We start from the raw sequence: 25,226 nt of genomic DNA, 5'->3' as shown, positions 1-25,226 counted from the left end.
GGCGAGAGATAGTGCGAAACGGCCGCAGCTTGACGCGGTCGGTGAGGGAGAGCGACATGGCAAGAGAACTCGGCTGGATCAGGCAATTCCAGGCCCCCCGAACCGACTCCCTACCGCCACTGATCGTCTTCCCGCACGCGGGCGCGGGCGCATCGGCCTACCGGGTGTTCGCCAAGCGTATGGCGCAGGACTTCGACACCGTGATCGTGCAATACCCCGGCCGTCAGGACCGTCTGCGCGAACCGGCCGCCGAGACGCTGCCCGAACTGGCCCGCGGCGCCTTCGAGGCCTTCCGTGACTCCGCGCGCGACACCGGCGCGCCGATCACCGTGTTCGGCCACAGCATGGGTTCCATCGTGGCCTTCGAATTCGCCCGGCTCGCCGAGGCCGCCGGGTTGTCCGTGCGTTTGCTGGTGGTTTCCGCGGCCGCCGCGCCACAGCGGATCGCCGAGCTACCTGGTCATCCGACCGAGGACGAGGAATTGCTCGACCACATGGCTGCCCTCAACGGAACCGGCGCCGACGTGATGGCCAGCCGCGAGGTGATGCGCATGGCGCTGCCCGTGCTCAAGGCCGACTACCGCGCCTTCGACGCCTACTCCTGCGGTGCCGATGTGCGCGTCGCCGCACCCGTGCTCGTACTCGGCGGTGACGACGACCCGTTCGTCGGCCCGCGCGACCTCTACGGCTGGGACCAGGCCACCACGGGCGAAGTGGAGGTGAACCTCTTCGCGGGTGGGCACTTCTACGTCGACGAGAACATCGACGGCATCGCCGAGGTGCTGGCCGGACAGGCGCTGACCCGATGAGCGTCGATCCCATCGTCATCGTCGGGATGGGCGTCGAGGCCCCCGGCGGCATCGAAACCCTGCCGGACTTCTGGTCCGCGCTCGCCGGCGGCCGAGAACTGATCGGCCCGTTCCCGCGCGACCGTGACTGGCCGCTGGCCGAACTGTTCGCCCTCGGCAGGCTCGACGGCTGGGCGCCCGTCCGCGACGCCGGTGGATTCCTGGACGGCGCGACGGAATTCGACGCCCAGTTCTTCGGCATCACGCCGCGCGAGGCGGTCGCAATGGACCCGCAGCAGCGGGTGTCCATGCGGGTGGCGTGGCGCGCGCTCGAGCACGCGGGCATCAATCCCGGGGCGCTCGACGGTGATCCGGCCGGTGTCTTCATGGGCGTGTCGATCACCGAATACGGTCCGCGCGCGGCGGGTGTCAACGAGTACAGCGGATACCGGGGGACCGGCACCGCGCTCGGTGCGGTGGCCGGGCGGATCTCGCACGGGCTGGGCCTGGTCGGTCCCTCGATCAGCGTGGACACCGCGTGCGCGTCGTCGCTCACCGCCGTGCATCAGGCCGCATCGGCGATCCGGGCGGGGGAGTGCGACTGGGCGCTGGCCGGCGGGGTGTGCGTGATGGGCACGCCCGGCGCGTTCTACGAGTTCTCCAAGAACAACGCCCTGGCCACCGACGGACACTGCCGTTCCTATGCCGCCGACCCGACCGGCACCCTGTGGGGTGAGGGCGCGGGCGTGATCGTGCTGGAACGAGAGTCGCGCGCGAAGGCGCTGGGTCATCGGATCTACGGGCAGTTGCTCGGTTCCCGGGTGAACCACAACGGCGCCGGTGCGCCGATCGCCGTGCCGAGCGCGGACGCCCAGCGGCGACTGATCGAGGCGACCGTGGCCGCCGCGGGGGTGAGCGTCGACGATATCGGCCTGATCGAGGGCCACGGCACGGGAACGGCCGTCGGCGATCCGCTCGAATTGGCCGCGCTGGCCGCGACTTACGGCAACCCTGATCGTTCCGATGCCCCGCTGCTCGGTTCGGTGAAGTCCAATGCCGGTCACGCGCAGGCGGCCTCGGGCATGCTCGGGCTCATCAAGGTGCTGCTGTGCGGCGAGCACGGCACCATCGCGCCGAGCCTGTGGGCGGATCGGCCGGCCACCGATATCGACTGGAGCGCAACCACTTTGCGTTTGGCGGCCGAGGCGACCGAGTGGAAGCCGCGCCCCGACGGGCTGCGCTACGCCGCGGTGTCGTCCTTCGGTGTCGCGGGAACCAACGCGCACGCCATTGTCGGCCTGCCGGTGCTGGAGGAAACCAATCATGGCTGAGTACCGTCTGCCCGACGGCAGCGTTCCTGTTCTGCTGTCCTCCGAGAGTGCCGACGGCTTGCGTGCCGAGGCGGCCGCCCTGCGCGACTACGTCGACGCGCACCCCGAGGTGACACCGGAACGGCTGGCCGACATGCTGTTCCGCACCCGGATGCCGCGTCGTCGGCGGGCGCTGATCCTGGCCCGGCCCACTGCCGTCGACCAGGCAGCCGTGCCAGGAAACGGTGCCGAGTCGTCGAGTGAGCTGCGCGCCGCGCTTCATGCGATCGCGACCGGCGCCGAGCACGACACCGTGGTTCTCGGTGATGTCCCTGCGAGTTCTCGCCGCATCGGTTTCGTCTTCCCTGGTCAGGGCAGCCAGCGACCCGGTATGGGTGCGCTGTTCTACGCGCGATCACAGGCCTACCGCACCGTCGTCGACGAGTGCGCCGCCATCCACCACGAACGGTTCGGCCACTCCCAGCCGATGCACTATCTGCTCGGCAACGAGGGGCAGTACGAAGACGCGGTGTGGGAAGTGCAGCCCGCCTTGATGTTCCACATGACCGGCCTGGCCGCGCTGTGGCGGGCCGCCGGGGTGGCACCGCAGGCGACGATCGGACACAGCCAGGGCGAGCTCGCGGCCGGTGCGGTGTCGGGTGTGATGACCCTGCGCGACGCGGTTCTCGCCGTCACCCACCGCGCCCGCCTGGTCGAGCGCATCTCCCCACGCGGCTATTCGATGGCCGTGCTCGGGATGGACCGCGAGTCCTGCGAGGCGTTGCTGGCCAGGCATTCGGGCTGGGCCGAGCTGTCGGTGGTGAACTCACCGCACATCCTTGCCATCTCCGGTGACCGCGAGACCATTGTCGACCTGGTCGCCACCGCGACCGAACGCGGCCAGTTCGCCCGTGAGATCCGCGTGGCCTACCCCGCACACACCTCCATCGTGGCCGAGCTGCGCGCCGAATTCGTGGACATGCTCGGCGACGAGATGAGTGGCACGCACTTCGCCGAATCCGAGATCGATTGCTATGGAGCGACTCTCGGCGCGAAGATCGGCTCCGATCTGAATCACCAGGACTACTGGTACTGGAACCTGCGCAACCGGGTGCGTTTCGACAAGGCCGTGATCGCGGCGGGTAGCGACGGCGTGGACCTGCTGATCGAGGTCGCCGAACACCCCGTGCTGCAGCTCGCCCTGCAGGAGAACCTCGGCCTCGTGCCGTCGCGTCCCGGCCTGCCGCAGCGCGACTTCCGTGTCCTCGGAACGTCGCTGCGCACCGCCGAGGGCCTCTCGGAGTTCACCCGCAACCTCGCCCAGGTCGCGGTGCTCGACGCCGGGTACCGCTGGGACGCGCTGCGCGTGGACGACACCGTCACGTTGCCGCTGCGCGACTTCCCGCACACCGTCACCGCCCCGAAGCGGCTCTGGGCCGCCCCCGACGAGTCGGCAACCCCGCCCGAACTCGTGATCACCACACCGAAACCCCAACGGCTGGTCGAACAATGGACCCCGCTCCAGCGCCGCACCCTGACCGCCCCGCGCAGCATGCTCGTCGTGGACCACACAGGTGAGTGTGCGTCTCTGGCCGCCGCCCTGGTGAAGGCCGCGGACCGTCACGGTGCCGAGGCTCGTGTGCTCGGCCCGGCCGAACTGAACCCGGCTGTCGGCGCGGGCTCCGAGGCGAACGATCGAGGATCCGCCGCCGGTGCGATGAGCTCCGCCGAACCCGGTGAAGAGCATGCCGCGCGTGACCTGCCCGACTCGGTGCGTACGCAGCCGTTCGATTCCGTCGTTGTCATGCTGCCACAGTCGGTGGCCGACGACACCGCGACGGCTGTCGATGCACTGACCTCGTTTTTCGCCGAACGGAACTGGGCCCTAGCGCTTTCCGTGCTACGTCCGGGCGGCGAATGCTGGCTGCTGACCGTCGGTGGCGAGACCGTGCACGAGAGCGATCCGATCCCCGGTCTGTTCCAGGCAGGCGTCGCGGCCGGGTTCCGCAGCGTCGGGATCGAACACCCTGGCACCTTGTTCCGCCATCTCGACCTCGCCGCGAACGAGGATCCGATCGCGCAGGCGGCCCGGATCGTCGGTGCGGTGCATTCCAGCGGTGAGGCGGAGCTGGCGCTGCGTGCGGGCAAGCTCTTCGTCAAACGATTGGTGGTCGACGAGACCGCCGAAACCGGTTCGCTCGCCGAGGGTCTCGACCACGTGGTGATCGTCGGCGGCACCGGTCAGCTCGGTCTCCGTTTCACCGATCACCTCGCGCGCACGGGCACCGGCCGCGTCACCCTGCTCAGCCGCAGCGGCGAAACCTCGGTCCTGGCAACGGAACTGGCGCGTCTGCGTGGCCTCGGCGCCACCGAGATCGTCGTGCGGTCCTGTGATGTGAGCGATCCGGAATCGGCGAAGGTCTTCGCTGCCGAGATCGCCGATCGCCCGGCCGACCTGGTGATCCACGCCGCCGTGAACTACGTCGACGCCGAACTCGACCAGGTCACCGCCGAGGCCGTCCATACCGCCGCCCGCGCCAAGCTGCACGGCCTCGACACTCTGATCGACACCGTGCCGCTGACCACCGATTGCCGTGTGCTGCTGTGCTCCTCGATGGCCGCGACCATCGGCGGGCGCGGCCAGATCCTGTACGCGGTCACCAACCGCATGCTCGATGTCGCCGCCCGCAGGCTGCGTGCCCGTGGTCTCGCCGCGGCCAGCCTGCAGTGGGGGCTGTGGAGCGTGGCGGGCCCGCTCGACGACGCCGGGTTCGCCCGCGTAGAAGAGGCGGGCGTGTTCCCGATGGTTCCCGTCGACGCCATCGAGGCGGGTTTCACCGCGCCGGTGCGCGACGGCATGATCATCGCCGCCGACTGGGACTTCCTGCGCGAGGTCCTCGGCGCGTTCGGCCAGGACAGCGTGCTTGCCGGACTCGAGTGCGCGACCGGACCGGTTTCCGCTGTCGCGCCGAAGTCCGCGCCGGTTTCAGTTGTCCCCCAGGAGATTCCGCCCACATCCGCGCAGTCGTCCGTGGCCGTATCCGCCGAATCGGCGGCGCGGCCCGACAACTCCTCGCTCGACTTGCGCGTGCGCACCGAACTGCTGAAGGTGATCGGCGGCGACAGCGCCGAATCCATCGACGCAACCATGCCCTTGGTCGCCCTCGGCCTGGACTCGTTGCAGGCCTTGGACTTCCGCAAGCGCGTCAAGGCGGAGCTGGACCGGGATCTGCCGGTCGCGGCGATTCTCGGCGGCGCGTCGCTCGACGACGTCGTGCAGCTGATGGCACAGAACACCAACCAGGGCTAGGGGCCGAAAGAACATGTCAGACACCGAAGCCACCCTGTCCGTCGCGGAACGTCGCAAGCAGCTGTTGCAGCAGAAGCTGCGCGAGCGCGGCATGGCCGCGTCCACCGCACCCGTCGCCGTGCCGCGCATCGCGGCGGGGGAGCGCCGCCCGCTCACGCCGGGCCAGCGCCGCATGTGGTTCCTGCAGACCCGCGACCCGCAGGACACCGCCCTCAACATCTGCGTGGCCTACCGACTCACCGGCCCGCTCGACGCCGACCGCCTGCACACCGCGTTCGATGCCGTCGTCGCCCGCCACGACATCCTGCGCACCACCTACGGTGTGGACGCCGACGGCGAACCGTTCCAGGTCTTCACCACCGACGCCCGCGCCGAGTGGACCACCCACGACCTGACCGACCTCGCCGAATCCGGCCGTGACCTGCGGGTGGAGGTGCTGGCGCAGCGCGAGTTCAGCCGCCCCTTCGCCCTCGGCACCGAGCTGCCGTTGCGCGCCACCCTGATCCGCACCGCCGCCGACCAGCACGTGGTGCTGTTCACCATCCACCACATCTGCTGGGACGACGACTCCTGGGCCGTCTTCTTCACCGAGCTCAACGCCGCCTACCGCACCGCGCCCGCGCAGGACGACACCGCGCCCGCGCAGGCGGACACCGTGCAGTTCGCCGCCATCGCCCCCACCGCTGAACCCGCGGCCGACGACGTCGCCTACTGGCGTGACGCCCTGCGGCCCCTGCCCGAACCGCTGGAACTGCCCGGCTCGGCTTCGGCCACCGCGGGCAGGCAGGCGCAGCGCCGCACCCACCGGCTCCCGTCCGACCTCGTCACCCGCACCGAACAGTTCGCGCGCGAACAGGCCGCGACCCCGTTCATGGTGCTGCTGGCCGCTTTCGACGCCCTCGTGCACCGCTACACCGCCGCCGACGACTTCCTCGTCTCCATCCCCGTCACCGACCGCCCGGCGGGCACCGACCAGCTCATCGGCTACTTCGGCAACACCCTGCTGCTGCGCGCGGGCATCGGCACCGGCGACGACTTCACCACCCTCGTCGCCGCCGTCCGCGAAACCTGCACCGGTGCGTTCGCACGCCGCGGCGTCGGTATCGATCGCGTGGTGCGCGAAGCGAACCCGGACCGAGTCGCCGGTCGCGACGGTCTCGACCAGTTGGTCCGACTCGGCTTCAGCGTGCGCAAGAGCGCCGACGGTTTCGCCATCGACGGCGTCACCTCCACCCTGCTCGAACTCGGTGCCGTGAGCGCGCAGGTGCCGCTGGCCTTCGCCGTGGTCCTCGACACCGACGGCACCGCCGTGGTCGAGGCCGAATACCAGACCGACGTGCTGTCCGACGCCCTGGTCGATCAGTTGCTCGGGCACTTCGGTGTGCTCCTCGACAGCGCGTTGCGCGAGCCGACCCGCAGGCTGCGCGACCTCGAGATGCTCGCCGCCGACGAGCGCGCCGCACTGCTCGACCGCTCCCACGGTCTGCTCGTCGACCAGCCCGCCACCACCCTTGTAGCCCTGTTCGAATCGGCCGCCGCCGCATCGCCCGACGCGCTCGCGCTGGTCTCCGACACTGCCGAACTCACCTACGCCGAGCTGCACGCCCGCGCGAATCGCCTGGCGCACTGGCTGATCGGGCAGGGCATCGGTACCGAGGACATCGTCGGCCTGCGCCTGGGCACCTCGGTGGAGTTCATCGTCGCCGTGCTCGCCGTGCTGAAGGCAGGCGGCGCGTACCTGCCGATCGATCCGGCCTACCCGGAAGACCGCATCGAATACCTCGTCGAGGACGCGAACCCCCGATTACTGCTCGGCGCGGTCGAATTGGCCGCCGCCGAGGAGACGGCAGCCGAACTGTCCGGCTCGGCGCCGACCGATACCGACCGGTTGCGCCCGCTGCGCCCGGCCAACCTCGCCTACGTCATCTACACCTCCGGCTCCACCGGCAAGCCCAAGGGTGTTCCGGTGCCGCACAACGCGATCGCCGAACACATCGTGTGCTTCTCCGCCGAGTGGGACATGACGCCCGCCGACCGGATGATGCAGTCGTCGTCGGTGAGTTTCGACGCCTCGCTCGCCGATATCGCCATCCCGCTGTCGGTCGGTGCGCAGATCGTGGTGCCGAAACCCAAGCCGTTCCGCGACATCCGCTACGTCGCCGACCTCATCACGCGGCGTCAGGTGACCGTGCTGCACATGGTCCCGTCGATGCTCAGCACGTTCCTGCTGCTGCCCGAGGTGAGCGAATGGCGTTCGCTGCGCCAGGTTCCGGTTGGTGGCGAGGCGCTGCCCGGCGAGGTGGCCGACCGCTTCGCCAACACCCTGGAAGCCGAACTGCGCAACCACTACGGGCCCACCGAGGCCGTGGTCTGCTCGACCTACATGCCGGTGCACGGGCCGCAGGGGACCGGCGTGGTGCCGATCGGCGTGCCCAACCGCAACGTCTACACCTACGTCCTCGACGAGGCGCTGCAGTTGGTGCCCGACGGTGTGGTCGGTGAGCTCTACCTCGGCGGCGATCAGCTCGCCCGCGGTTACCTCGACCGCCCCGCGCTGAGCGCGCAGCGTTTCGTCGCCGATCCGTTCACCCCCGGCGCCCGGCTGTACCGGTCCGGTGACCTGGTGCGCCGCAACAGCTTCGGTGAACTCGAGTTCGTCGGTCGCGCCGACGAGCAGGTGAAGGTGCGAGGTTTCCGCATCGAGCTCGGTGAGGTGGAAGCCGCCATCGCCGCGCACCCGTCGGTCGCCCAGTGCGTGGTCGTCGTGACCGAGGACCCGGCCATCGGCGCCATGCTCGCCGCCTACGTGGTGCCCGCCGAAGGGTTCATCGACCTCGAGCAGATCCAGTCCTTCGCCGCGGCCGGCCTGCCGGACTTCATGGTGCCCAGCGCGTTCGCGGTGATCCCGGAGGTCCCGCTCACGGTCAACGGCAAGCTCGACAAGCGCGCCCTGCCCGCAGCCACCCCGGCCGTCGCGCGCACCCACCGCGCGCCCGCCACGGCCACCGAACGCAAGATGTGCGCGCTGTTCGGCGCCCTGTTCAACCTCGACGAGGTGAGCGCCGACGACTCGTTCTTCGAACTCGGTGGCCACTCGCTGCTCGCCGCCCGCCTGGTCGCGCAGGTCCGCGCGGAATTCGGCATCGAACTCGACGTGCGCGTCATCTTCGACAGCCCGACTCCCGCCGCGCTCGCCGCGAATCTGGTCGCCCGGTTCCTCGCCGAGTTCGACATGGACCTGGATGCGGTCGACTCCGATTTCGAGGAGGCAGCCGAACCGGCGTCCGCGGCGAGCGCCGATGCGGTCGCTGCGGCACCGACCACCCGCCCCGCGATCGGTGGACGGCCGCGCGGTGAGCGCATCCCGCTGTCGTACTCGCAGCTGGCGATGTGGTTCCAGTACCGCATGGAAGGTGCGGGTTCGGTCGGCAACCTCCCGCTGGCCATGCGCTTCGACGGCCCGCTCGACATCCCCGCGTTGCGCGCCGCGCTCGGTGACGTCGTGGCCCGCCACGAGTCCCTGCGCAGCACGTTCCCCGAGCACGAGGGTGTGCCCTACCAGGTGATCCACCCGGCCACCGAGGTCGCGCTGCCGGTCAGGCAGACCGCCGCCGACCAGGTCTCGGCCGAGCTGGCCGAGATCGCCCGCTACGCCTTCACCCTCGACGGTGAGCCGCTGCTGCGCGCCGAACTCCTCGAAGTCGACGCGAACACCCACGTGCTGTCGCTGCTGGTGCACCACATCGTCGCCGACCACGCCTCCTTCGGTGTGCTGCTCGACGACCTGACCACCGCCTACCGCGCCCGCAGCGAGCAGGGCAGCGCGCCTGCCTGGGAGCCGCTGCCGATCCAGTTCGCCGACTACGCCCTGTGGCAGCGCGAGCTGTTCGACCAGGCGGCGCCGAGCGAGTTCGCGCAGACCCAGATCGACTTCTGGCGCACCACGCTGGCCGGGGTGCCCGACGAGATCTCGGTGGCTCACGACCGTCCGCGCCCGCCGGTGCTCGGCAAGCGCGGTGAGGTGGTCACCTTCTCGTTGCCCGCGAGCATCCGCACCGGTCTCGAGTCCCTCGCGAAGGGCAGTGGCGCAACCGAATTCATGGTGTGCGAGGCGGCGGTCGCGACCCTGCTGCACACACTCGGCGGCGGCACCGACATCACCCTCGGCACGCCCGTCGCGGCACGCACCGATCCGGCCACCACGAACCTGATCGGGCTGTTCGCGAACATGGTCGTGCTCCGCAACGATCTGTCGGGCGCGAGCACCCTGCGCGACACCGTGATCCGGGCCCGCGACGTGGTGCTGGATGCCAACGCGCACCAGGAACTGCCGATCGAGCGACTTGTCGAGGCACTCAATCCGCGCCGTTCGCGGTCGCGGAACCCGTTGTTCCAGAGCATGATCCATTTCCGTGGAGCGGACTGGGCACCGACCACCTTGCCGTTCGCGACCTCGGGTGCCAGCACGGTCACCGTGCTACCCGCCGACTTCGACGTCTCGTTCCTCGATCTGAACCTGAGCCTGAACGTGACCGCCGAGGGCGGCATGGACGTGCGCGTCGTCGTCAACGCCGACCTGTACGAACCGGCAACCGCCGCGCTCATCGCCGACGCCCTGGCCGCCACCCTGCGCGCCTTCGCCGACAACCCGGACCAGCCGATCGCCGACCTGCGGGTGCTGCCGCAGGCCGACCTGGACCGGCTGCTCGCCGTCCCGGCGCCCGTCGCCACGACGGCCGCCGCCGGGGGAGCCGCCGATTCGGACACCGAGCGCACCCTGATCGCCCTGATCGAGGAGCTCCTCGAGATCGACGACGTCACCGGCGACGACAATTTCTTCGCCCTCGGCGGCGACAGCGTCATCTCCATCCAGTGGTCGGCCCGTGCCGCCGCGCAGGGACTGCCGCTGACCCCGCAGATGGTGTTCGAATGCGCGACCATCACCGAACTGGCCGCCGCCGTCGACGCCGCTCCCCGCGAAGCGGAAACCGAAGAGCCCGAGCAGGTCGCGCACGCGCCGATGAGCGCGTCCGGCCTGGACTCCGACGCCCTGTCCGCGCTCACCGCGGCCTGGTCCGCACAGGGATGAACAACCCGACATCCGCGCCGCACCTGTCGGGTATCAGCCCGGCACGGTGCGGCGCCGCATGTCGACCGGGTCTCGGCTATCCGACGACCCGACCACTAGGAAAGGACGCAGCATGAGTGCGCCGCAGATCGAAGACGTACTCGCGTTGAGCCCGCTGCAGGAGGGGTTGTTCTCCCTGTCGCGCATGGCCGGGGCCGAGATCGACCTCTACACGATGCAGTTCGTCGTCGACATCGACGGCCCGCTGGACACCGCCCTGCTGCGCCGCAGCGCCCAGGCGATGCTCGACCGTCACCCGAACCTGCGGGCCGCGTTCTGGGACACCGACGTACCCAAGCCGGTGCAGATCATCCCGTCCCACGCCGAGCTGCCGTGGGCCGAACGTGACGCGGTGGCAGCGGAATTCGACTCCATCGCCGAGTCGGAGCGGCGTGTTCCGTTCGCGCTGAGCCGGGGCCCGGCCCTGCGGATCCTGCTGCTGAACGTCACCGACGCGCCGCAGCCACGCAAGCGGATGATCCTCACCGCCCACCACATCCTGATGGACGGCTGGGCGGTCGCGGTGTTCTTCACCGAACTGCTCGCCGTGTACCAGGCGGGCGGCAGTCTCGACGGGTTGCCCGCCCCGCGCCCGTACCGCGACTACATCGGTTGGCTCGGTGCCCAGGACCACGATGCCGCCGCGCGTCGCTGGGCCGAGTACCTGGGTCAGGTCAGCGCGCCGCTGGTGCTGGCCGACGGTACCGGTGCGCGCGAGTCCTCGGTGCCCGAGACGACGCGACTTCGCCTGTCCGCCAGTGAAACCGAAGCTTTGCAGCAGTGGGCGCGCGCCAACGGTATGACGCTCAATACCGCTGTGCAGTTCGCCTGGACGGTGCTGCTGGGCCGGATCACCGACCGCACGGATGTCGTCTACGGCACCACCATCAGCGGCCGTCCGGAGAAGCTGGCCGGTGTCGAGGGCATGGTCGGGCTGTTCATCAACACCGTGCCCGTCGTGCACCGGCTCGAGTCGACCGAACCGGTCGTCGCGCAATGCGCTCGGCTGCAACGTGATTCGTCGACCATGCGCGATATCGGCTACCTGAGCCTGTCGACCCTGCAGCGCGCGGCAGGCCATGGCGCCCTGTTCGACACCCTGTTCGTGTTCGAGAACGCCCCGATCGACGACGCGATCAAAACGGTCACCGCCGCCGACGGTGCCCAGTTCCGGCCCATCGAGATGGAAAGCCTCGCCCACTACCCGCTCACCGTGGTCTCGCACCTGAGCGAAGGCGAACTGCTCGTCCTCGTCGAGGCGGTGCCCGCCCTGCTCGGCCACCTCGACCCCGCCGACCTCGGCGCCCGCCTTGTCGCCATCCTGCGTATCCTGCCCGCACTCGACGCCGAGGCGACCCTCGACGCCGTCGACCTGCTCACACCCGCCGAGCATGCCGAACTAGCCAGTGCTGCCGCGGATCTCGTGCCCGCGCCCTCGTCCACGCCCTGGGAGCTGTTCGAGCAGCAGGTCGCCGCGACGCCGGATGCGACTGCCCTCACGACCACCTCGGGCGAGCACTTCACCTACCGGGAGCTGCACGATCGTGCCTGCCGCCTGGGCGCCGAGTTCGCCGCACACGGTGTCGGCCCGGAAACCGTTGTTGCCCTGATGCTCCCGCGTAGCACCGATGCGATCGTGGCTATTCTCGCCACGTTCGCCGCCGGCGCGGCCTACGTCCCTGTCGACATCACCTTGCCGGTCGGACGCATCGAATCGATTCTGCGCCAGTCGAACCCGGTGCTCGCCGTCGTCCTCGACAAGGATCGTCACCTGCTCGACGGGATCGCGGGCTCCGGCGTCGAGGTGCTCACGTTGGATGACGCCGAGGTTGTCGACCGGATCGCGAACCGCCCGGCGCAGGTCCCCGCCGTCCGCCGCGAACTCGACCACGCCGCCTACATCATTTTCACCTCCGGCTCCACGGGCGAGCCCAAGGGTGTCGTCGGCACGAACGCCGCGCTGGCCGGGTACTTCGCCGACCATCTCGCGCGGTTCTACCGCCCGGCCATGGCGAAACTCGGTCGCCCGCTGCGCATCGCGCACGCCTGGTCGCTCGGGTTCGATGCCTCCTGGCAGCCGATGGTCGGCTTCTTCGCGGGCCAGGCCCTGCACCTTTTCGATGCCGACGAGATGCGCGACGCACACCGAATCGTTTCGGGCATGGCCAAATTCGACATCGACATGATCGACACCACCCCCTCGATGCTGGCCCAGCTGGCGGCGGTGGGGTTGCTCGATCGTGAGCTGTCCGTCCTCGCTCTCGGTGGTGAGGCCATCGATACCGCGCTGTGGGCACGTTTGCGCGCGCTCCCGGCGACGGCCGTGTACAACTGCTACGGGCCGACCGAGACGACCGTCGAAGCCGTCGTCGCCCCGGTCGCCACCTCGGAGATCCCGACGATCGGCACCGCCAACGGCGGCATGGTCGGCTACGTGCTCGACTCCCGATTGCGCCCGGTTCCGCAGGGGATCGTCGGCGAGCTGTACCTGTCCGGCGTGCAGCTGGCCCGCGGTTACCTGGGTAAACCTGCCATCACCGCAGACCGGTTCGTCGCCGACCCGGCCCGTCCTGGGCAGCGCATGTATCGCACCGGTGATCTCGTCCGCCGCCTGCCGGGTGGTCGCTTCGGTTACCTCGGCCGCGCCGACGCGCAGGTGAAGGTGCGCGGGTACCGCATCGAGGTCGGCGAGATCGAGACCGCGCTGCGCCGGTCGGCCGATGTCGACACCGCCGCCGTCACCGTGGTCCGTCGTGCCGGTGGCGCGTCGTTGGTCGGCTTCGTCGTCGGCAAGGCCGGACGTGCCGTCGTGGTGAGCCGGGTGCGTGCCGACCTCGCCCAGCGCCTGCCCGCGTACATGATTCCCGCACGCATCGTCGTTCTCGACCGGTTGCCGGTGAACGTCAACGGCAAACTCGACGGGCACGCGCTGAACGAGCTCGCCGAACAAGCACTTTCGGCGGCCGACAGCAATGCCGCCGCCGAGACGCCGACCGAGATCACGCTCAGCGAGGTCTTCGCCGAACTCTTCGACGGTCGCGCCCCCGGTATCGACGCCGACTTCTACGAACTCGGTGTCGACTCCATCGTCGCCATCTCCCTGGTGAACAAGGCCCGCCGCCGCGGCCTCGCGCTCAACCCGCGCATGGTCCTGGCCTGCCCGACCATCCGCGAACTCGCCGCCGCCGTCGACGACGCGCCCGCCGCCGCCGAGGCGGGCGCCGACTCCTACGGTGTGGTTCCGCCGCTGCCGGTGGTGTCGTGGATGTACGAGTACGGCAACTACCGCCGCTTCACCCAGACCGCCCTGCTCCGCCTACCCGCCGGAATCGACCGTGCCGGACTGGAATCCACACTGCAGGCTTTGCTCGACGCGCACGACACCCTGCGTGCCGTGCTCACCGATACGCCCGACGGTCCGCGCCTGCTCACCCGCGCGCCCGGTGTCGTTGCCGCGGGCGACGTGGTGATCGAAGCGCCGCGTGGACTCGCCGGTTCCGAACTGGATTCCGTCATCACGGAATTCGCGCGTATCGCCAACGACGCGATCGACCCGAGATCGGGAGAGATGGTGCGTGCGGTGTGGTTCGCGGGTGCACCTGGCTCGTCGGAAGTCGACCAGAGCTCGGGCGACGCGAAGAATTCCGGGGACGACGCTGATGGCGATCCCGGCGACATCCTTTTGCTCGCGGTGCACCACCTGGCTGTCGATGTGGTGTCCTGGCACATCATGATCGACGGTCTCGCCGCCGCCTGGCAGCAGATCCAGTCCGGCGTCGCCCCGAAGATGCTCCCGGAGTTCACCTCCTACCGGCAGTGGTCCGAGGCCATGTGGCAGCGCGCCAGCACACCGGAAGTGCTTGCCCAGCGCGACTATTGGGCAGCGCAGGTGCGCGAACCCGACGCGCCCCTCGGCGCCCGGCATCCCGCACCCGCCTCCGACACCTGGTCGACCCTGCGCGTGCGCACGGTGGCCACGCCCGTCGAGGTGACCGAACGCCTCCTGGCCCGCATCGGCAAGGACGAGGGCGTCCGCGAGTTCCTGCTCACCGCCCTCACCATGACCATGGCCTCGCTACACGCCGACAACGGAAACGACCCGGCCGCAGGCGCGTTGATCGCCCTCGAAGGCCACGGCCGCGCCGACACCGAGCTCGGCACCGACACTGCCAACACCCTCGGCTGGTTCACCAGCGTGTTCCCCGTCCGCCTCGGCGTGGGCGAGCGGTGCGTTGATGTCGCACGGGCCCAAGCCGATCCGGCCTCCGCGCGGTCACTGCTCGACTCCGTCACCCGGCACCTTCGTGAAATCCCCAACCAGGGACTCGATTACGGCCTGCTCCGCTACGTCGACCGGGTCCCCGAACTCCGCAACGCCGCCGAACCACAGGTGGAATTCAACTACCTCGGCCGAATCGACCTCAGCGGCAACGACAACGATCCATGGTCGCTGCTGGTCGGCGCCCACGACACCGCCCTCCCACTCGACCCGGAACCCGACCTTCCCCTGCGGTACGCGCTAGACGTCATCGCCGGCATCGGCACCACCCCCCAAGGCCCAACTCTGACGACCAACTTCCGCTGGAGCACCGCCCTGTTCACGGAAACACAGGCCGACCGGTTCGCCGAACTGTGGACCCAGGCCGTACAAGCCCTGGCCACTGCTCTCTGAACACCGGCCGATGTCAGTGGGCCGGTAGAGTTGGCGGGCCATTATCAGGGGGAGGAATGTAGTGCGCCTGGTCGCGGGGTCTTTCGCTTTGTCCTTGATGCTTACGTCGTGCGCCGTAGCCGGTACGGCCGAGCCGCACTGTCCGTCGGGGACATTGAACGTGCAGACGAACGAACGCGAGTTGGGTGACTTCGTCGCGCTGCAGAACAAAGTCCGCGATGTCGTGACCGCGCGCGAGGTGCCGATCACGATGCGCGAGATCGGCCGCCGCGCAGGCTGGTCGCCGGAATGGGACCGTATGATCCCGCTCCGACCAGGCGCGGCCCCGGAAAAGATCCTCGCGGCCGCAGGCATCGACGATCCGAATATGTGTGTGAAGGGGATTCCGACCTTCGACCCCTTCTACGAAAGGGTCCACTATCCGAATTCATTGTTCCTCGTCGGTTCCCGTCCGGTCCACCGCGTCGAGTGGTTCCGTCCGCAACCCCTGATCGACTTCGGTGCCAAAGGCTTCCTCACACCGGATACGGAATTGATCATCGACCGCAGCATGCTCACACCCGCCCCCGGGCAGTAACTCCGGGCACGTCCGACGAACTCGCCCTGCTGCGCATTCGGCCCAGTCACTGGTTACGCTGGTTGCCGACCGTTTTCCATTCGACGCAGTTCCGCTGTTTTTCGGAAGGAAGAATATGAGTCCCGCCATCGGCGCCGTCGTCATTCCCGTCTCCGACCTGGAAGCCGCCAAAAAGGTCTATACGGCCCTCTACGGCCAACCCCACACCGACCAGCCCTACTACGTCGGTTACAACGTCAACGGCTTCGAGATCAGCCTCAACCCCCAGGGCGACCGCGCCACCGGACCGGTCGCGATGACCGACGTCGACGACCTCGACGCCACCCGAAACGCCCTGCTCGCCGCAGGAGCCACCGAGAAATCGGGCCCGCAGACAGTTGCCCCCGACCTCCGCATCTGCACGCTGGCCGATCCCGACGGCAATCCCTTCGGCCTGCGCGGGAAGTAGGTCACCGACGCGCTTCGATGCCGTCGAGTACCTGCTCGAGGCCGGTGTCGAACTGCCAGCGCAGGTCGTCCTTGCGCCGTGCCTCGTGCACATAGCGCTGGAAGGTCGGATAGCGGCCGGTGCCGAGCAGCCAGGTCATCTGGGTGGACAGACCGGTGCGCGCCTGTGCACCGGTCGTCCAGCCGCGATCGTCCATGAGCGCGCGTAGGCCGATCTCGGCGCCGGTCGCACCCTGCACATACGCGAAAACCGTTCGCGCGGCCGCCATCGCCGTGTCGAGGTCGAGACCGAGGTCGTCGTGGAGCGCGGTCAAGGCGTGCTCGGTCAGGGCCATGCGGTTGGGTGTGAGCTCGTAGACCAGCTCCGGTGCGGTGAGCCGGGTGAGCCACGGGTGCCGCAGGATCAGCGCCTGAAGGGCCGTCGCCAGCTCACGCAGCGTCGCGCGCCAGCCGTCACCGGCCGCGTATTCGACCTCGCCGTAGACGAGGTCGACCATCAGTTCCAGCACCTCGTCCTTGCTCGCCACATGCCGGTAGGCAGCCATCGGCGCCACGCCGAGCTCCGTGGCGAGCCGGCGCATCGTGATGGCGTCGAGGCCGTCGACGTCGGCCACCGCCACCGCGGTCTCAGCAATTCGCCTGGCGGACAACGGTTTACCGGTGTTCCGGTCGCCTTCTGTCAGCCGTTCCCAGAGAGAAGTCACGCCTGTTCCGCTCCTGATGTGTACTTAGTACGCACGAAATGTGTACTTTGTATTTGTGAGCATACGCAGTACACATCTGCTGGTGGCGGGCGCCTTCGGCCCGGCCGTCTTCGTCCTCGGCTACCTGATCAACGGCGCACTCCAGGCCGGCTACGACTCCTCCCACGACACCATCAGCGCCCTCAGCCTGGCTCCCCACGGCTGGATCCAGAACAGCAACTTCGTCCTCTACGGCATCCTGACGGTGCTCTTCGCCGAAGGGCTCCGCCGCACCGCGTCCCTGCGCACCGTCGGGTACCTCGCCCTGCTGGTCGCCGCCGCCGGACTGATCGTCATCGGATTCTTCCCCACCGACCCGGTGCTCGGCTTCCCCGAAGGCGCCCCGACGGTCGTCACCGCGACCGGCGGCATCCACAACCTCGGCGCCCTTGTCGTCTTCACTGCCTTCCCCGTCGCGGCCCTCACCACCGTCACCCGCCGTTCCCGCCTGTGGTCGGTCTTCTCCATCGCCACCGCCGTGTTCTCGATAGCAGCGGTCGGAGCCTTCTTCGCCGCCGTGGAATCGACACCGGCAGGCGCCCAATCGTCGGCCGGTTTCTACGAACGCCTCCCGACGCTGTTCATCGGCCTCTGGCAATTCGTCTTCGTCTACCGGGTCCTTACGAAAACAAATAACGTGCCGTTCATCGGGAGATGACGTGGCGACCGGTCGGGCATGAACCTACCGTCCCGGAACGGGTCGCATTCATGCACACAGCTTGGGCCCACACCGGTTACTCGAGGAGTCCCTATGCCCCAGATCGCGTCACGTCTGTCCGTGGTCATCGCCGCGGTTGCCGTCATCACAGCCGGCGGCGGTAGTGCGGCCGCCGCACCGCAGACAGGTGAAATGACCCTCACCTTCGTCCGCCACGCCGAATCGGCCGGCAACGCATCAGGCCTGATCGACACGTCCGTCCCCGGCCCCGATCTCACCGACAAAGGCTGGGAGCAAGCCGCCGCGGCCGCGCTGCGCCTGGCCGACTGCAAGTTCGACGGTGTCTACGCCTCGACAATGGTGCGCACACAGCAGACCGCACTGCCCACCTCGGAACTGTGCGACCGCCCCGTTGTCGTCGAGGAGGGCTTCCACGAAATCGAAGCCGGAATCTACGAAGGCACACCCGAGAAAGACGCGATGGCGAACTACTTCGCCGCACCGGTCCAGTGGATGCAAGGCAACCTCGACGCCCGCATCCCCGGCTCGATCAACGGCCACGAATTCAAAAAGCGCATGGACGACTCCATCCAGGACATCCAGGACCGCGGCAACAAACGCGCCACGATCTTCTCCCACGGCGGCTCCATCATGGTCTGGACCCTCATGACCGTCAGCAACCCCGACATGACCAAACTCCAGTCCGACCCTATCCGCAATACCGGCCGCGTAATCGTCAAGGGCAGCCCCGCCAAAGGCTGGAAACTCGTCACCTGGGACGGCACCCCGGCCGCCTGATCTGGGCATCCTCGCCGCGAGCGGATCAGTAGGGCCGAGGCTCGCGGCGAGGTGTGCTGCTCGCCGCCGACTTCGCTGCCCCGCCTGCGTAACCCTTCAGGCGGCCGAGGGGCGGGGGTCGGTCCAGAGCGCGTCATCCGCCGCGGTGAAGCGCTCGGCCAGTTCGGTGCGGGCGTCGGTGACGCCGCCGCTGCCAGACACGCAGAATTCGGTTTCCGCGGGTGTCAGCAGTTTGACGTGGACGAGCCGGATTTCCGACAGCGGGCCGGTGATCGTGCGCGGCACATCACCGATGTCCATACCGAGCAAGACCGTCGCGTTCCCGAAGTCATCGAGATACGTCTCGGCCAGTTCGGCAGGCAGATCGACCTCGCCGATGCCGATGGACAGCGTGCCGTAGTGCTCGAGCGCCCGGGTGAACGCGAACCCTTCCCGCCCGACGATTCCCGCGATTCGAGCCACCAGCCTGCCCAGCCACCCGCTCGCCACCGCGGCCGCGTCGGCATCCGCAGGCACCGCGCTCGAAGCTGCGTAAACCTCGACCTCCAGCCCATTGGTCGGCTCCGCATCCGACCACCGCGCCGGCCACGACAACCCACAACTGCTCACCAGCACCCCCTCCTCGCGACGAACCACCCGCAGACTGGGGAAATCAATGCTCGCCGGTTCGGGTTCATGCAGGAAGTCCATCTGCTGCCACAGCTCAGCGGGAAAGATCCGCGACTGATACGCGGGCGCCATAGCCGGTTCCACAAGCTGCCCCCACGCCCCCCAAACCTCATCCAGCAGCGTCCACATATCCCCGTTGTACTGCATCCGGAAGTCTTCTTCAGTCAAGTCCTGCACCGTTGCAGTCAACCCGGATCAGCCGTCTTCCCGCAAATCGGGAGACAGGCCTGATTTGCCGAAAAGAGTTGCTGGGCAACAGTTTTGCGTGTGCAGTGTTGTTCAGATCTCCAGGGTGATCGTGGGCAGCAGCGGTCCACCGTAGTACTGCGGGTGACTTATCTTCGTCACTGCCTGGACAAGGGCCCATGACGCATGGGCGGTGCCGTAATCCACCTTTTTCGTGAGCTTGTTGATGGTGACCGGCAGATCGACATCATCCTGAGGTGGGTCGGTTCGAGAAAAGAGCTGAACGCGATAGGTCAGCATCGCGCCGGAATCGGCAACAAGGTCGATCCGGACCCGCCAGGGTTTCGGGTAGATCTGCCCCGTCCAGAAATAGCCCTTCTCCCAGCACGCGCGGTCGAGAAGGAGGGCCGGGTGGTCGGGTGGGTTTCGGCCGAGGAAGAAGATGTGCGAATTCTTCTTCTCGATACCGTATATCGAGTAACCGCCACCGGGTTCGACCGGCAGATGACACGCGGCGTCCGTAGTGGTCTCGTGACGCGGTCGGTGCGGCTTCTCCTGGCACACCCACGTCGTAGGCGTCTCCAGGATCTCGAGCTCCGAGCGTATTCCGAGCGCCCGGCGCAGATACGAAGCGACATGCTCCTCGGTGGCAAGTGGTTCCTGCATATGACGAAACTCTAACGCGAAGTTTCTCAGCGGGCAGGCGAGCCGACGATGATGCTGCCGACGTTGCACTCCTCGAGTTCGTCGATGCCGGTGGCGGTGGCGAAGGCGGAAGTGTCGGAGAAGCCCTGGGCGACGACGCCGAGGTTCATGGCGGTGGCCGAGAGGTAGACGGTCTGCATGAAGACGCCGACGTGCTTGAGGATGTTGGCGTAGGCGACCTGTTCGTAGCTCCACATCACCCGGCCCGCGCGGGCCGAAATCAGCAGGACCACTTGGGGTTCTGCGCCGCCGGCCAGGGTGGCCGAGGTGGACTTCACCAGTTTCTGGACGGCGGGGGAGTCGAAGGGGGCCACGTGACGCAGGGCGTGGTCGACCGAATCGTAGTGGTACAGCCCGCTTTCCAGGCCTGCCACATTGCGCACCACGGGGTAGACCTCGAGCTCGTAGGCACCGCCGCCGGAGGGGTAGGGGCGGGAGCCGTCCTCGCGGGTGCGGGCGCTGCGGAAGAGCAGCTCACCCAGCTGGGCGGTGGTGACGGGGGCGCTGTCGTCGAAGGCGCGGGTGGAGACGCGGTCCTCGAGGGCGGCCGACAGGCTCGGGTCGCCGACACGAAGCGCGACCAGGTCGGGTTTGGGCAGGAAGATCGGGTCACCGGCGAAAGGCGATCGGCGAGCGGGCAATTCGGGGAACTTACCCTCGGCCCAGCGGGTCGGTCCGAAATCGTCCCAGGTGACCGTGCGGGCTCCGAGCGTGCTGCGCCGGTGGAACCACAGGTCGGGCGCGTTCCAGGAGCGGGTGGTGAATTCGTGCTCTTCTTCGTCACCGTCGACGAGGAACCCGCACCACTGCAGATCCGCCATGAACTGCGTCTTCACCGCAGCGGCCACCGGAGAGTCGGCGGCGAGCGGACCGTCGAGCAGGGCGAGCAGGCGCGGATCGTGGATGCGTAGATCGCACCACGAGCGCGGATGCTCGAGTACGAAACCCTGTGCGTCGCGGTGCAGCACGGCGAACTTCGACAGCGTGGCCGACCAGGTCGGCAGCGCGACCTCGGGCCGGGGCGCGGGCTGGGCGAAGGGGCGGATGCTGTAGAGATCGCGGCCCCCGTCGCGCACGGTCACCGCGAGCCAGCCGCCGTCGGTGAGCTTGCGCATCAGGCCGGTGATGTCGTCACCGGCGGCCGCGGTCGCCATCTCGGCGGCCGTCGCCGGGCCCTGGTTCAGAGTTTTCAGTGCCTGCAGTGCCCCCGCGCCCAGACCGGTCAGTTTCTCGTTGCGCGGCGGATTGAGCAGCACCGCACCGGCCGGCGTGGTCAAACAGGTGACACCTGCGCGGAGGGCGAACCGAGTCTGGGCGGGATATGGGGAGGCAAGCACGGTGAATCCTCGAGTTGTGGGTGGAGCTTATTTCGCGGCAGCGGCGAACGCGGGTTCGAGTTTGTCGAGCATGTAGGGCACCGACAGGGCGCTCGGCTGGTTGATCGCGCTGATCTCCTGCGTGGTCAGGAACACCACCGAACCCTTGCGCACCGACGGCAGATCCGCGTAACCCGGCAGCTGGCGGTACTTCTCGTCGAGACCGGGGGAGTAGCCGGCCAGCAGCAGATCGGCGGTCAGTTCGTCGACACGCTCCGGCGACAACGCCAGCCGACCCTGGTTGGCGGGCTGCGCGGTGAGGTTCGCCGGGATCGACATGCCGAGCTGGGTGAACACCTTGGCCGAACCGTCGTCGGGGTCGGTGAGCACCATCAGCTGGGCGGGGCTGGCCAGCCAGGTGCTGGCGAAGGTCTTGCCCTTCAGGCCCGGGTTGGCGGTGGTGATGGCGGCGATCTTGTCGTCGACCTTCTTGATCGTCGCGGTCGCGTCGGACTCCTTGTGCAACACCTTGCCGAGGGCCGCGACCTGGTCCTGCCACGGCGTGACGGCGTCCTTGGTGAGCGCGGGAATGGTCGGCGCCACCTTCGACAGGTCGTCGTAGGTCTTCTGATCGGCGATGAACGGGTCGGCCAGGATCAGATCGGGTTCCAGCGCGGCGACCTGCTCGGCGACGCTGCCCTGGGTGTTGAGCGCGGTCGCGGACTTCAGGCTGTCGGGCGTCCACGGCGGGGTGCTCTTGGACAGCGCGGAGACATTGTCGATGTAGCCGACGGGCACCACGCCGAGCGCCAGCGTGGAATCGAGCCACTGATTGCCGAGGGCGACAATCTTTTTCGGCGTCCCGGTGACGGTGGTCTCGCCGCGGGCATGGGTGATGGTCACCGCTTCGCCCGAGCCCGCCTCGTCCTCGGTGGAACCACAGGCGACGACACCGAAGGCGAGCGCACCGGCGAGCGCGGCCACCGCGGCGCGCCGCCAGCCGCGTGAAGTCCGAACTGACGTCATGAGCGCATCCTCCATCGAGCAGGTTTAGGTCAGCCTAGGCTAACCTACGGCGAATCGGGAGGGTGCAAGCCCCGTCTACAGGGCGACGCGCTGGTCGGCGGGCATGAACAGCTTGTCGCCTTCCTTCACATCGAAGGTCGTGTAGAACTCGTTGATATTGCGCACCACCTGGTTGCAGCGGAATTCGTTGGGGGAGTGGGTGTCCTGCAGGCCCTGCAGCGTCGCCTCGACGGTCTGCTTGTCGCGCCACTGCCGCGCCCACGACAGGAACACCGAGCGGAAATCGGGCGTCTCGCCGGACCGCTGCGCCACCTTCTTGTACGCCTCCAGTGCTATCTGCAGGCCGCGCAGGTCGGCCAGGTTCTCGCCGACGGTCAGCGCGCCGTTCACGTGCTGCCCCTCCGGTGCGCCCTCGGGGACGAGCACGTCGTACTGCGCGATGATCTGCTGGGTCTTGGCGTCGAACGCGGCGCGATCCTCCGGCTGCCACCAGTCGCGGCGGTTGCCGTCACCGTCGTACTTGGAGCCCTGATCGTCGAAGCCGTGGCCGATCTCGTGGCTGATCGTCGAGCCGACCGCGCCGTAGTTCACCGCGTCGGTGGCGTCCTTGTCGAAGAACGGCGGCTGCAGGTAGGCGGCGGGGAAGACGATCTGGTTGGTCGTCGCGCTGTAGTAGGCATTCACCGTCTGCGGCGACATGCCCCACTCCGAGCGGTCGACCTCGGTGCCGAGGCGGGCGAACGCGCGCTTGGACTCGAAAGCGTTGATCGCGAGCAGGGATTCGATCAGCTTGCCACGTTTGATCTCCACCGAGGAGTAGTCGACCCACTTGTCGGGGTAGCCGATCTGCGCCACGATCTTGTCCAGCTTGGCGATCGAGGCCTGCCGCGTCGCCTGCGACATCCAGGTGGAATTGGTGAAGTTGTCGCGCCACGCGGCGGTGACATCGGCGACCATCTCCTTGGCGCGCTCCTTCGCCGCGGGCGGAAAGTGCTTGTCCACGTACAGCTTTCCGAGCGGCTCGCCCAGATTGTCGTCGACGACGCCCACCGCGGAGCGCCACATCTCCGGCTTCTCCTCCAGCCCGGCCATCACCCGCCCCACGAATTCGAACCGCGCGTCGGCGATCGCCTTCGGCAGGAACCTCGCGTAGGTGTCGGCGACGTGCAGTTTGAGGTAGTCGCGCCACAGGGCGATGTCCACCTCGCTCCACAGCTGCGCGGCCGCGGTGACGAACGACGGCTGCCCGACGACCATCTTGTCGAACAGCGACTTGGGCCGGTCGGTCATGCCCGAAAGCCAGGGATCCCAGTCGAACTGCGGTCCCAGCTGGGTGAGCTCGTCCCAGCTCATCAGGTTGTAGGTGGCGTCGGTGTCGCGCAAGCGCACGCTGTCCCAGTGCGCGGCGGCGATGCGCTTCTCCAGGTCGAGCACGCGCTGGGCCACCCCGGCCGGGTCGGGCAAGCCGATGCCCTGCGCCAGTTTCTCCAGGTACACCTGGTAGCCCGCCAGCTGCTCGGCGAACTCCGGCTTGCGGTAGTACTGCTCGCCGAGCATCAGGCCCGACTGGCCGACGCTGGGGATATAGGCCTTGGAGTTCTTCCGGTCGATACCGATGCCCATCCCGATCAGGCCGGCGATCGGTGCGATCGCCATCTCCTTGGCCAGCTCCGGCTTGCCCGGGGCTTTGTCGATCGCGGCGAACAACCCGGAAAGCGGCGTGATGCCGAGGCGCTCGATCTCGTCGAGATCCAGGCGCGCGTCGTAGAGATCCTTGATCTGCTGCGCCTCCGAACCCGGCTCGGGATCGGAGATGGATTCGATGATCGCGCGCAGCTGATCGAGGGTCCGGTCGTTGGCGTCGGTGATCGCGCCGACCGAGGCCTTGTCCGGCGGCAGCTGGTAGTCGCGCAGCCAGGCGCCGTTGACGTGGCGGTACAGGTCGTCCTGCGGGCGGATAGCCGGATCGCCCCCGCTCAGATCCACCCCGTTCAACTGCGCCGCGGGCGCATCGGACGAGCACGATGCCAGGGCGACGGCCACCGGCACCAACCCCATGGCGGCCAGGAATGCGCGGCGGTCGACAACCGACGGACGGCCGGACTGTGTCACAGGACTTCCTTCCCCGATGCGGCAGCCGCACCCATGCTCGTTGCGATCCAGCTCGCACAGGCTACCGGCGCGGCTGCCGTCTCGGGGGCTGCGGCGATCAGGAAGAGCTGCCGGCGCTGCCGGTCGCCAGGTCACAGGCCAAACCACTGCCCGCGTTGATGATTCGCATGACCGTCGGCACGCGCTTGGAGACAAGCGGCATGCCGGTGGCGTGCAGCAGCGCCGTCAACTGCACCTCGCCCTCGGATTCCACGTGGTAGAACGCGGTGGCCTTGGCGACGGTGACGCCGCCGACGGTGACCTCGAGGTCGACGGTGTCGCTGGCGAAGAACTTGCCGTTGGCGACGAAGTCGACCTGGGCGCCGACGTAGTCGTCGAGGCCGACGACGTCGATCTTGGAGGTGCAGCCGACCGTGAGGGTGTCGGTGAGCATGTCGATGACGGGCCCGGCGGCGGCCTGCGGCGCGAGCACCGTGAGGACGGCGGCGAAGGCGGTTGACGCAAGGGTGAGTTTCATGGGTGGCTCCTCGTCGGCTCGTCCCCGCGACGAGCAGGGGGACCGTAACAACGGGGCACACGCCCGCACGGCAGTTTGAAACATATTCGCTTCAAATTGGCCGACGACCCCCGATTTGGGTCGACCTGCGGGTTCACCTACACTAGACCGGTTGCCTGCGGGAGCTCTGCCCTCGCAATCCGGCCGTGAACCCCCAGTGGTGGACAAAACCGCTGGCAGGCGCGCGTCTGGTGGGTAACTGACCATGTGCGTCGGGTCGGCAAT

At 68.4% G+C, this 25,226-nt stretch carries 16 protein-coding genes; 9 read left to right on the top strand and 7 right to left on the bottom strand.

The features are described 5' to 3' along the window. Positions 1-56: 56 nt before the first annotated feature. The 7 genes from AB0I19_RS11515 to AB0I19_RS11485 all read left to right on the top strand — a co-directional run bounded on the left by AB0I19_RS11515 (position 57) and on the right by AB0I19_RS11485 (position 16,233). Positions 57-809 (top strand): alpha/beta fold hydrolase, encoded by a 753-nt coding sequence (locus AB0I19_RS11515; RefSeq protein ID WP_357147403.1) that lies wholly within the window; start codon positions 57-59, stop codon positions 807-809. Continuing rightward, positions 806-2,119: a polyketide synthase gene (locus AB0I19_RS11510; RefSeq protein ID WP_357147400.1), complete on the top strand. Its 1,314-nt coding sequence runs from the start codon at positions 806-808 to the stop codon at positions 2,117-2,119. Before AB0I19_RS11515 ends, AB0I19_RS11510 begins: the two co-directional genes overlap by 4 nt. Further along, complete coding sequence (nbtC, locus tag AB0I19_RS11505; protein ID WP_357147398.1) at positions 2,112-5,408, top strand: nocobactin polyketide synthase NbtC; 3,297 nt, start codon at positions 2,112-2,114, stop codon at positions 5,406-5,408. Before AB0I19_RS11510 ends, nbtC begins: the two co-directional genes overlap by 8 nt. Positions 5,409-5,421: 13 nt before the next feature. Next, on the top strand, positions 5,422-10,497 hold the full coding sequence (locus AB0I19_RS11500; RefSeq protein WP_357147395.1) for an amino acid adenylation domain-containing protein: 5,076 nt from the start codon (positions 5,422-5,424) through the stop codon (positions 10,495-10,497). 112 nt (positions 10,498-10,609) lie between these two features. Next, positions 10,610-15,208 carry an amino acid adenylation domain-containing protein gene (locus AB0I19_RS11495; RefSeq protein WP_357147392.1) on the top strand — a complete coding sequence of 1,533 codons (4,599 nt, stop codon included), beginning with the start codon at positions 10,610-10,612 and terminating at the stop codon, positions 15,206-15,208. A gap of 61 nt (positions 15,209-15,269) precedes the next feature. Continuing rightward, on the top strand, positions 15,270-15,785 hold the full coding sequence (locus tag AB0I19_RS11490; protein ID WP_357147390.1) for a hypothetical protein: 516 nt from the start codon (positions 15,270-15,272) through the stop codon (positions 15,783-15,785). A 115-nt stretch (positions 15,786-15,900) separates the two neighbouring features. Beyond that, positions 15,901-16,233 carry a VOC family protein gene (locus AB0I19_RS11485; RefSeq protein WP_067491115.1) on the top strand — a complete coding sequence of 111 codons (333 nt, stop codon included), beginning with the start codon at positions 15,901-15,903 and terminating at the stop codon, positions 16,231-16,233. Between the two features lies 1 nt (position 16,234). Here AB0I19_RS11485 and AB0I19_RS11480 read toward each other — a convergent pair whose 3' ends face one another. Continuing rightward, on the bottom strand, positions 16,235-16,936 hold the full coding sequence (locus AB0I19_RS11480; RefSeq protein ID WP_357147387.1) for a TetR/AcrR family transcriptional regulator: 702 nt from the start codon (positions 16,934-16,936) through the stop codon (positions 16,235-16,237). A 55-nt stretch (positions 16,937-16,991) separates the two neighbouring features. Here AB0I19_RS11480 and AB0I19_RS11475 point away from each other — a divergent pair, with 55 nt between their 5' ends. Further along, positions 16,992-17,633: a DUF998 domain-containing protein gene (locus AB0I19_RS11475; RefSeq protein ID WP_357147385.1), complete on the top strand. Its 642-nt coding sequence runs from the start codon at positions 16,992-16,994 to the stop codon at positions 17,631-17,633. A 93-nt stretch (positions 17,634-17,726) separates the two neighbouring features. Further along, complete coding sequence (locus AB0I19_RS11470) at positions 17,727-18,431, top strand: histidine phosphatase family protein (RefSeq protein WP_357147382.1); 705 nt, start codon at positions 17,727-17,729, stop codon at positions 18,429-18,431. Between the two features lie 96 nt (positions 18,432-18,527). Here the strand turns inward: AB0I19_RS11470 and AB0I19_RS11465 are convergent, their stop codons facing one another. From AB0I19_RS11465 to AB0I19_RS11440, 6 genes are all read right to left on the bottom strand, one after another. Beyond that, positions 18,528-19,277, bottom strand: coding sequence for a hypothetical protein (locus tag AB0I19_RS11465; protein WP_357147380.1), 750 nt, complete (start codon positions 19,275-19,277; stop codon positions 18,528-18,530). Positions 19,278-19,379: 102 nt separating this feature from the next. Beyond that, positions 19,380-20,021, bottom strand: a complete 642-nt coding sequence (locus AB0I19_RS11460) for a hypothetical protein (RefSeq protein WP_357147377.1) — start codon at positions 20,019-20,021, stop codon at positions 19,380-19,382. Beyond that, complete coding sequence (locus tag AB0I19_RS11455) at positions 19,979-21,328, bottom strand: SagB family peptide dehydrogenase (RefSeq protein ID WP_357147375.1); 1,350 nt, start codon at positions 21,326-21,328, stop codon at positions 19,979-19,981. Before AB0I19_RS11455 ends, AB0I19_RS11460 begins: the two co-directional genes overlap by 43 nt. 27 nt (positions 21,329-21,355) lie before the next feature. Continuing rightward, entirely contained in the window at positions 21,356-22,333 is a 978-nt protein-coding gene (locus AB0I19_RS11450; protein ID WP_357147372.1) for an ABC transporter substrate-binding protein, read from the bottom strand. 75 nt (positions 22,334-22,408) lie between these two features. Next, entirely contained in the window at positions 22,409-24,445 is a 2,037-nt protein-coding gene (locus tag AB0I19_RS11445; protein ID WP_357147370.1) for a M13 family metallopeptidase, read from the bottom strand. Between the two features lie 97 nt (positions 24,446-24,542). Further along, positions 24,543-24,962, bottom strand: a complete 420-nt coding sequence (locus AB0I19_RS11440; RefSeq protein ID WP_357147367.1) for a hypothetical protein — start codon at positions 24,960-24,962, stop codon at positions 24,543-24,545. Between the last annotated feature and the right edge of the window lie 264 nt (positions 24,963-25,226).

Origin of the sequence: Nocardia sp. NPDC050413, from assembly GCF_040655475.1 — a bacterium.
GTDB classification, from domain to species: domain Bacteria; phylum Actinomycetota; class Actinomycetes; order Mycobacteriales; family Mycobacteriaceae; genus Nocardia; species Nocardia coubleae.
This window is presented reverse-complemented; position numbering and strand designations above follow the sequence as displayed.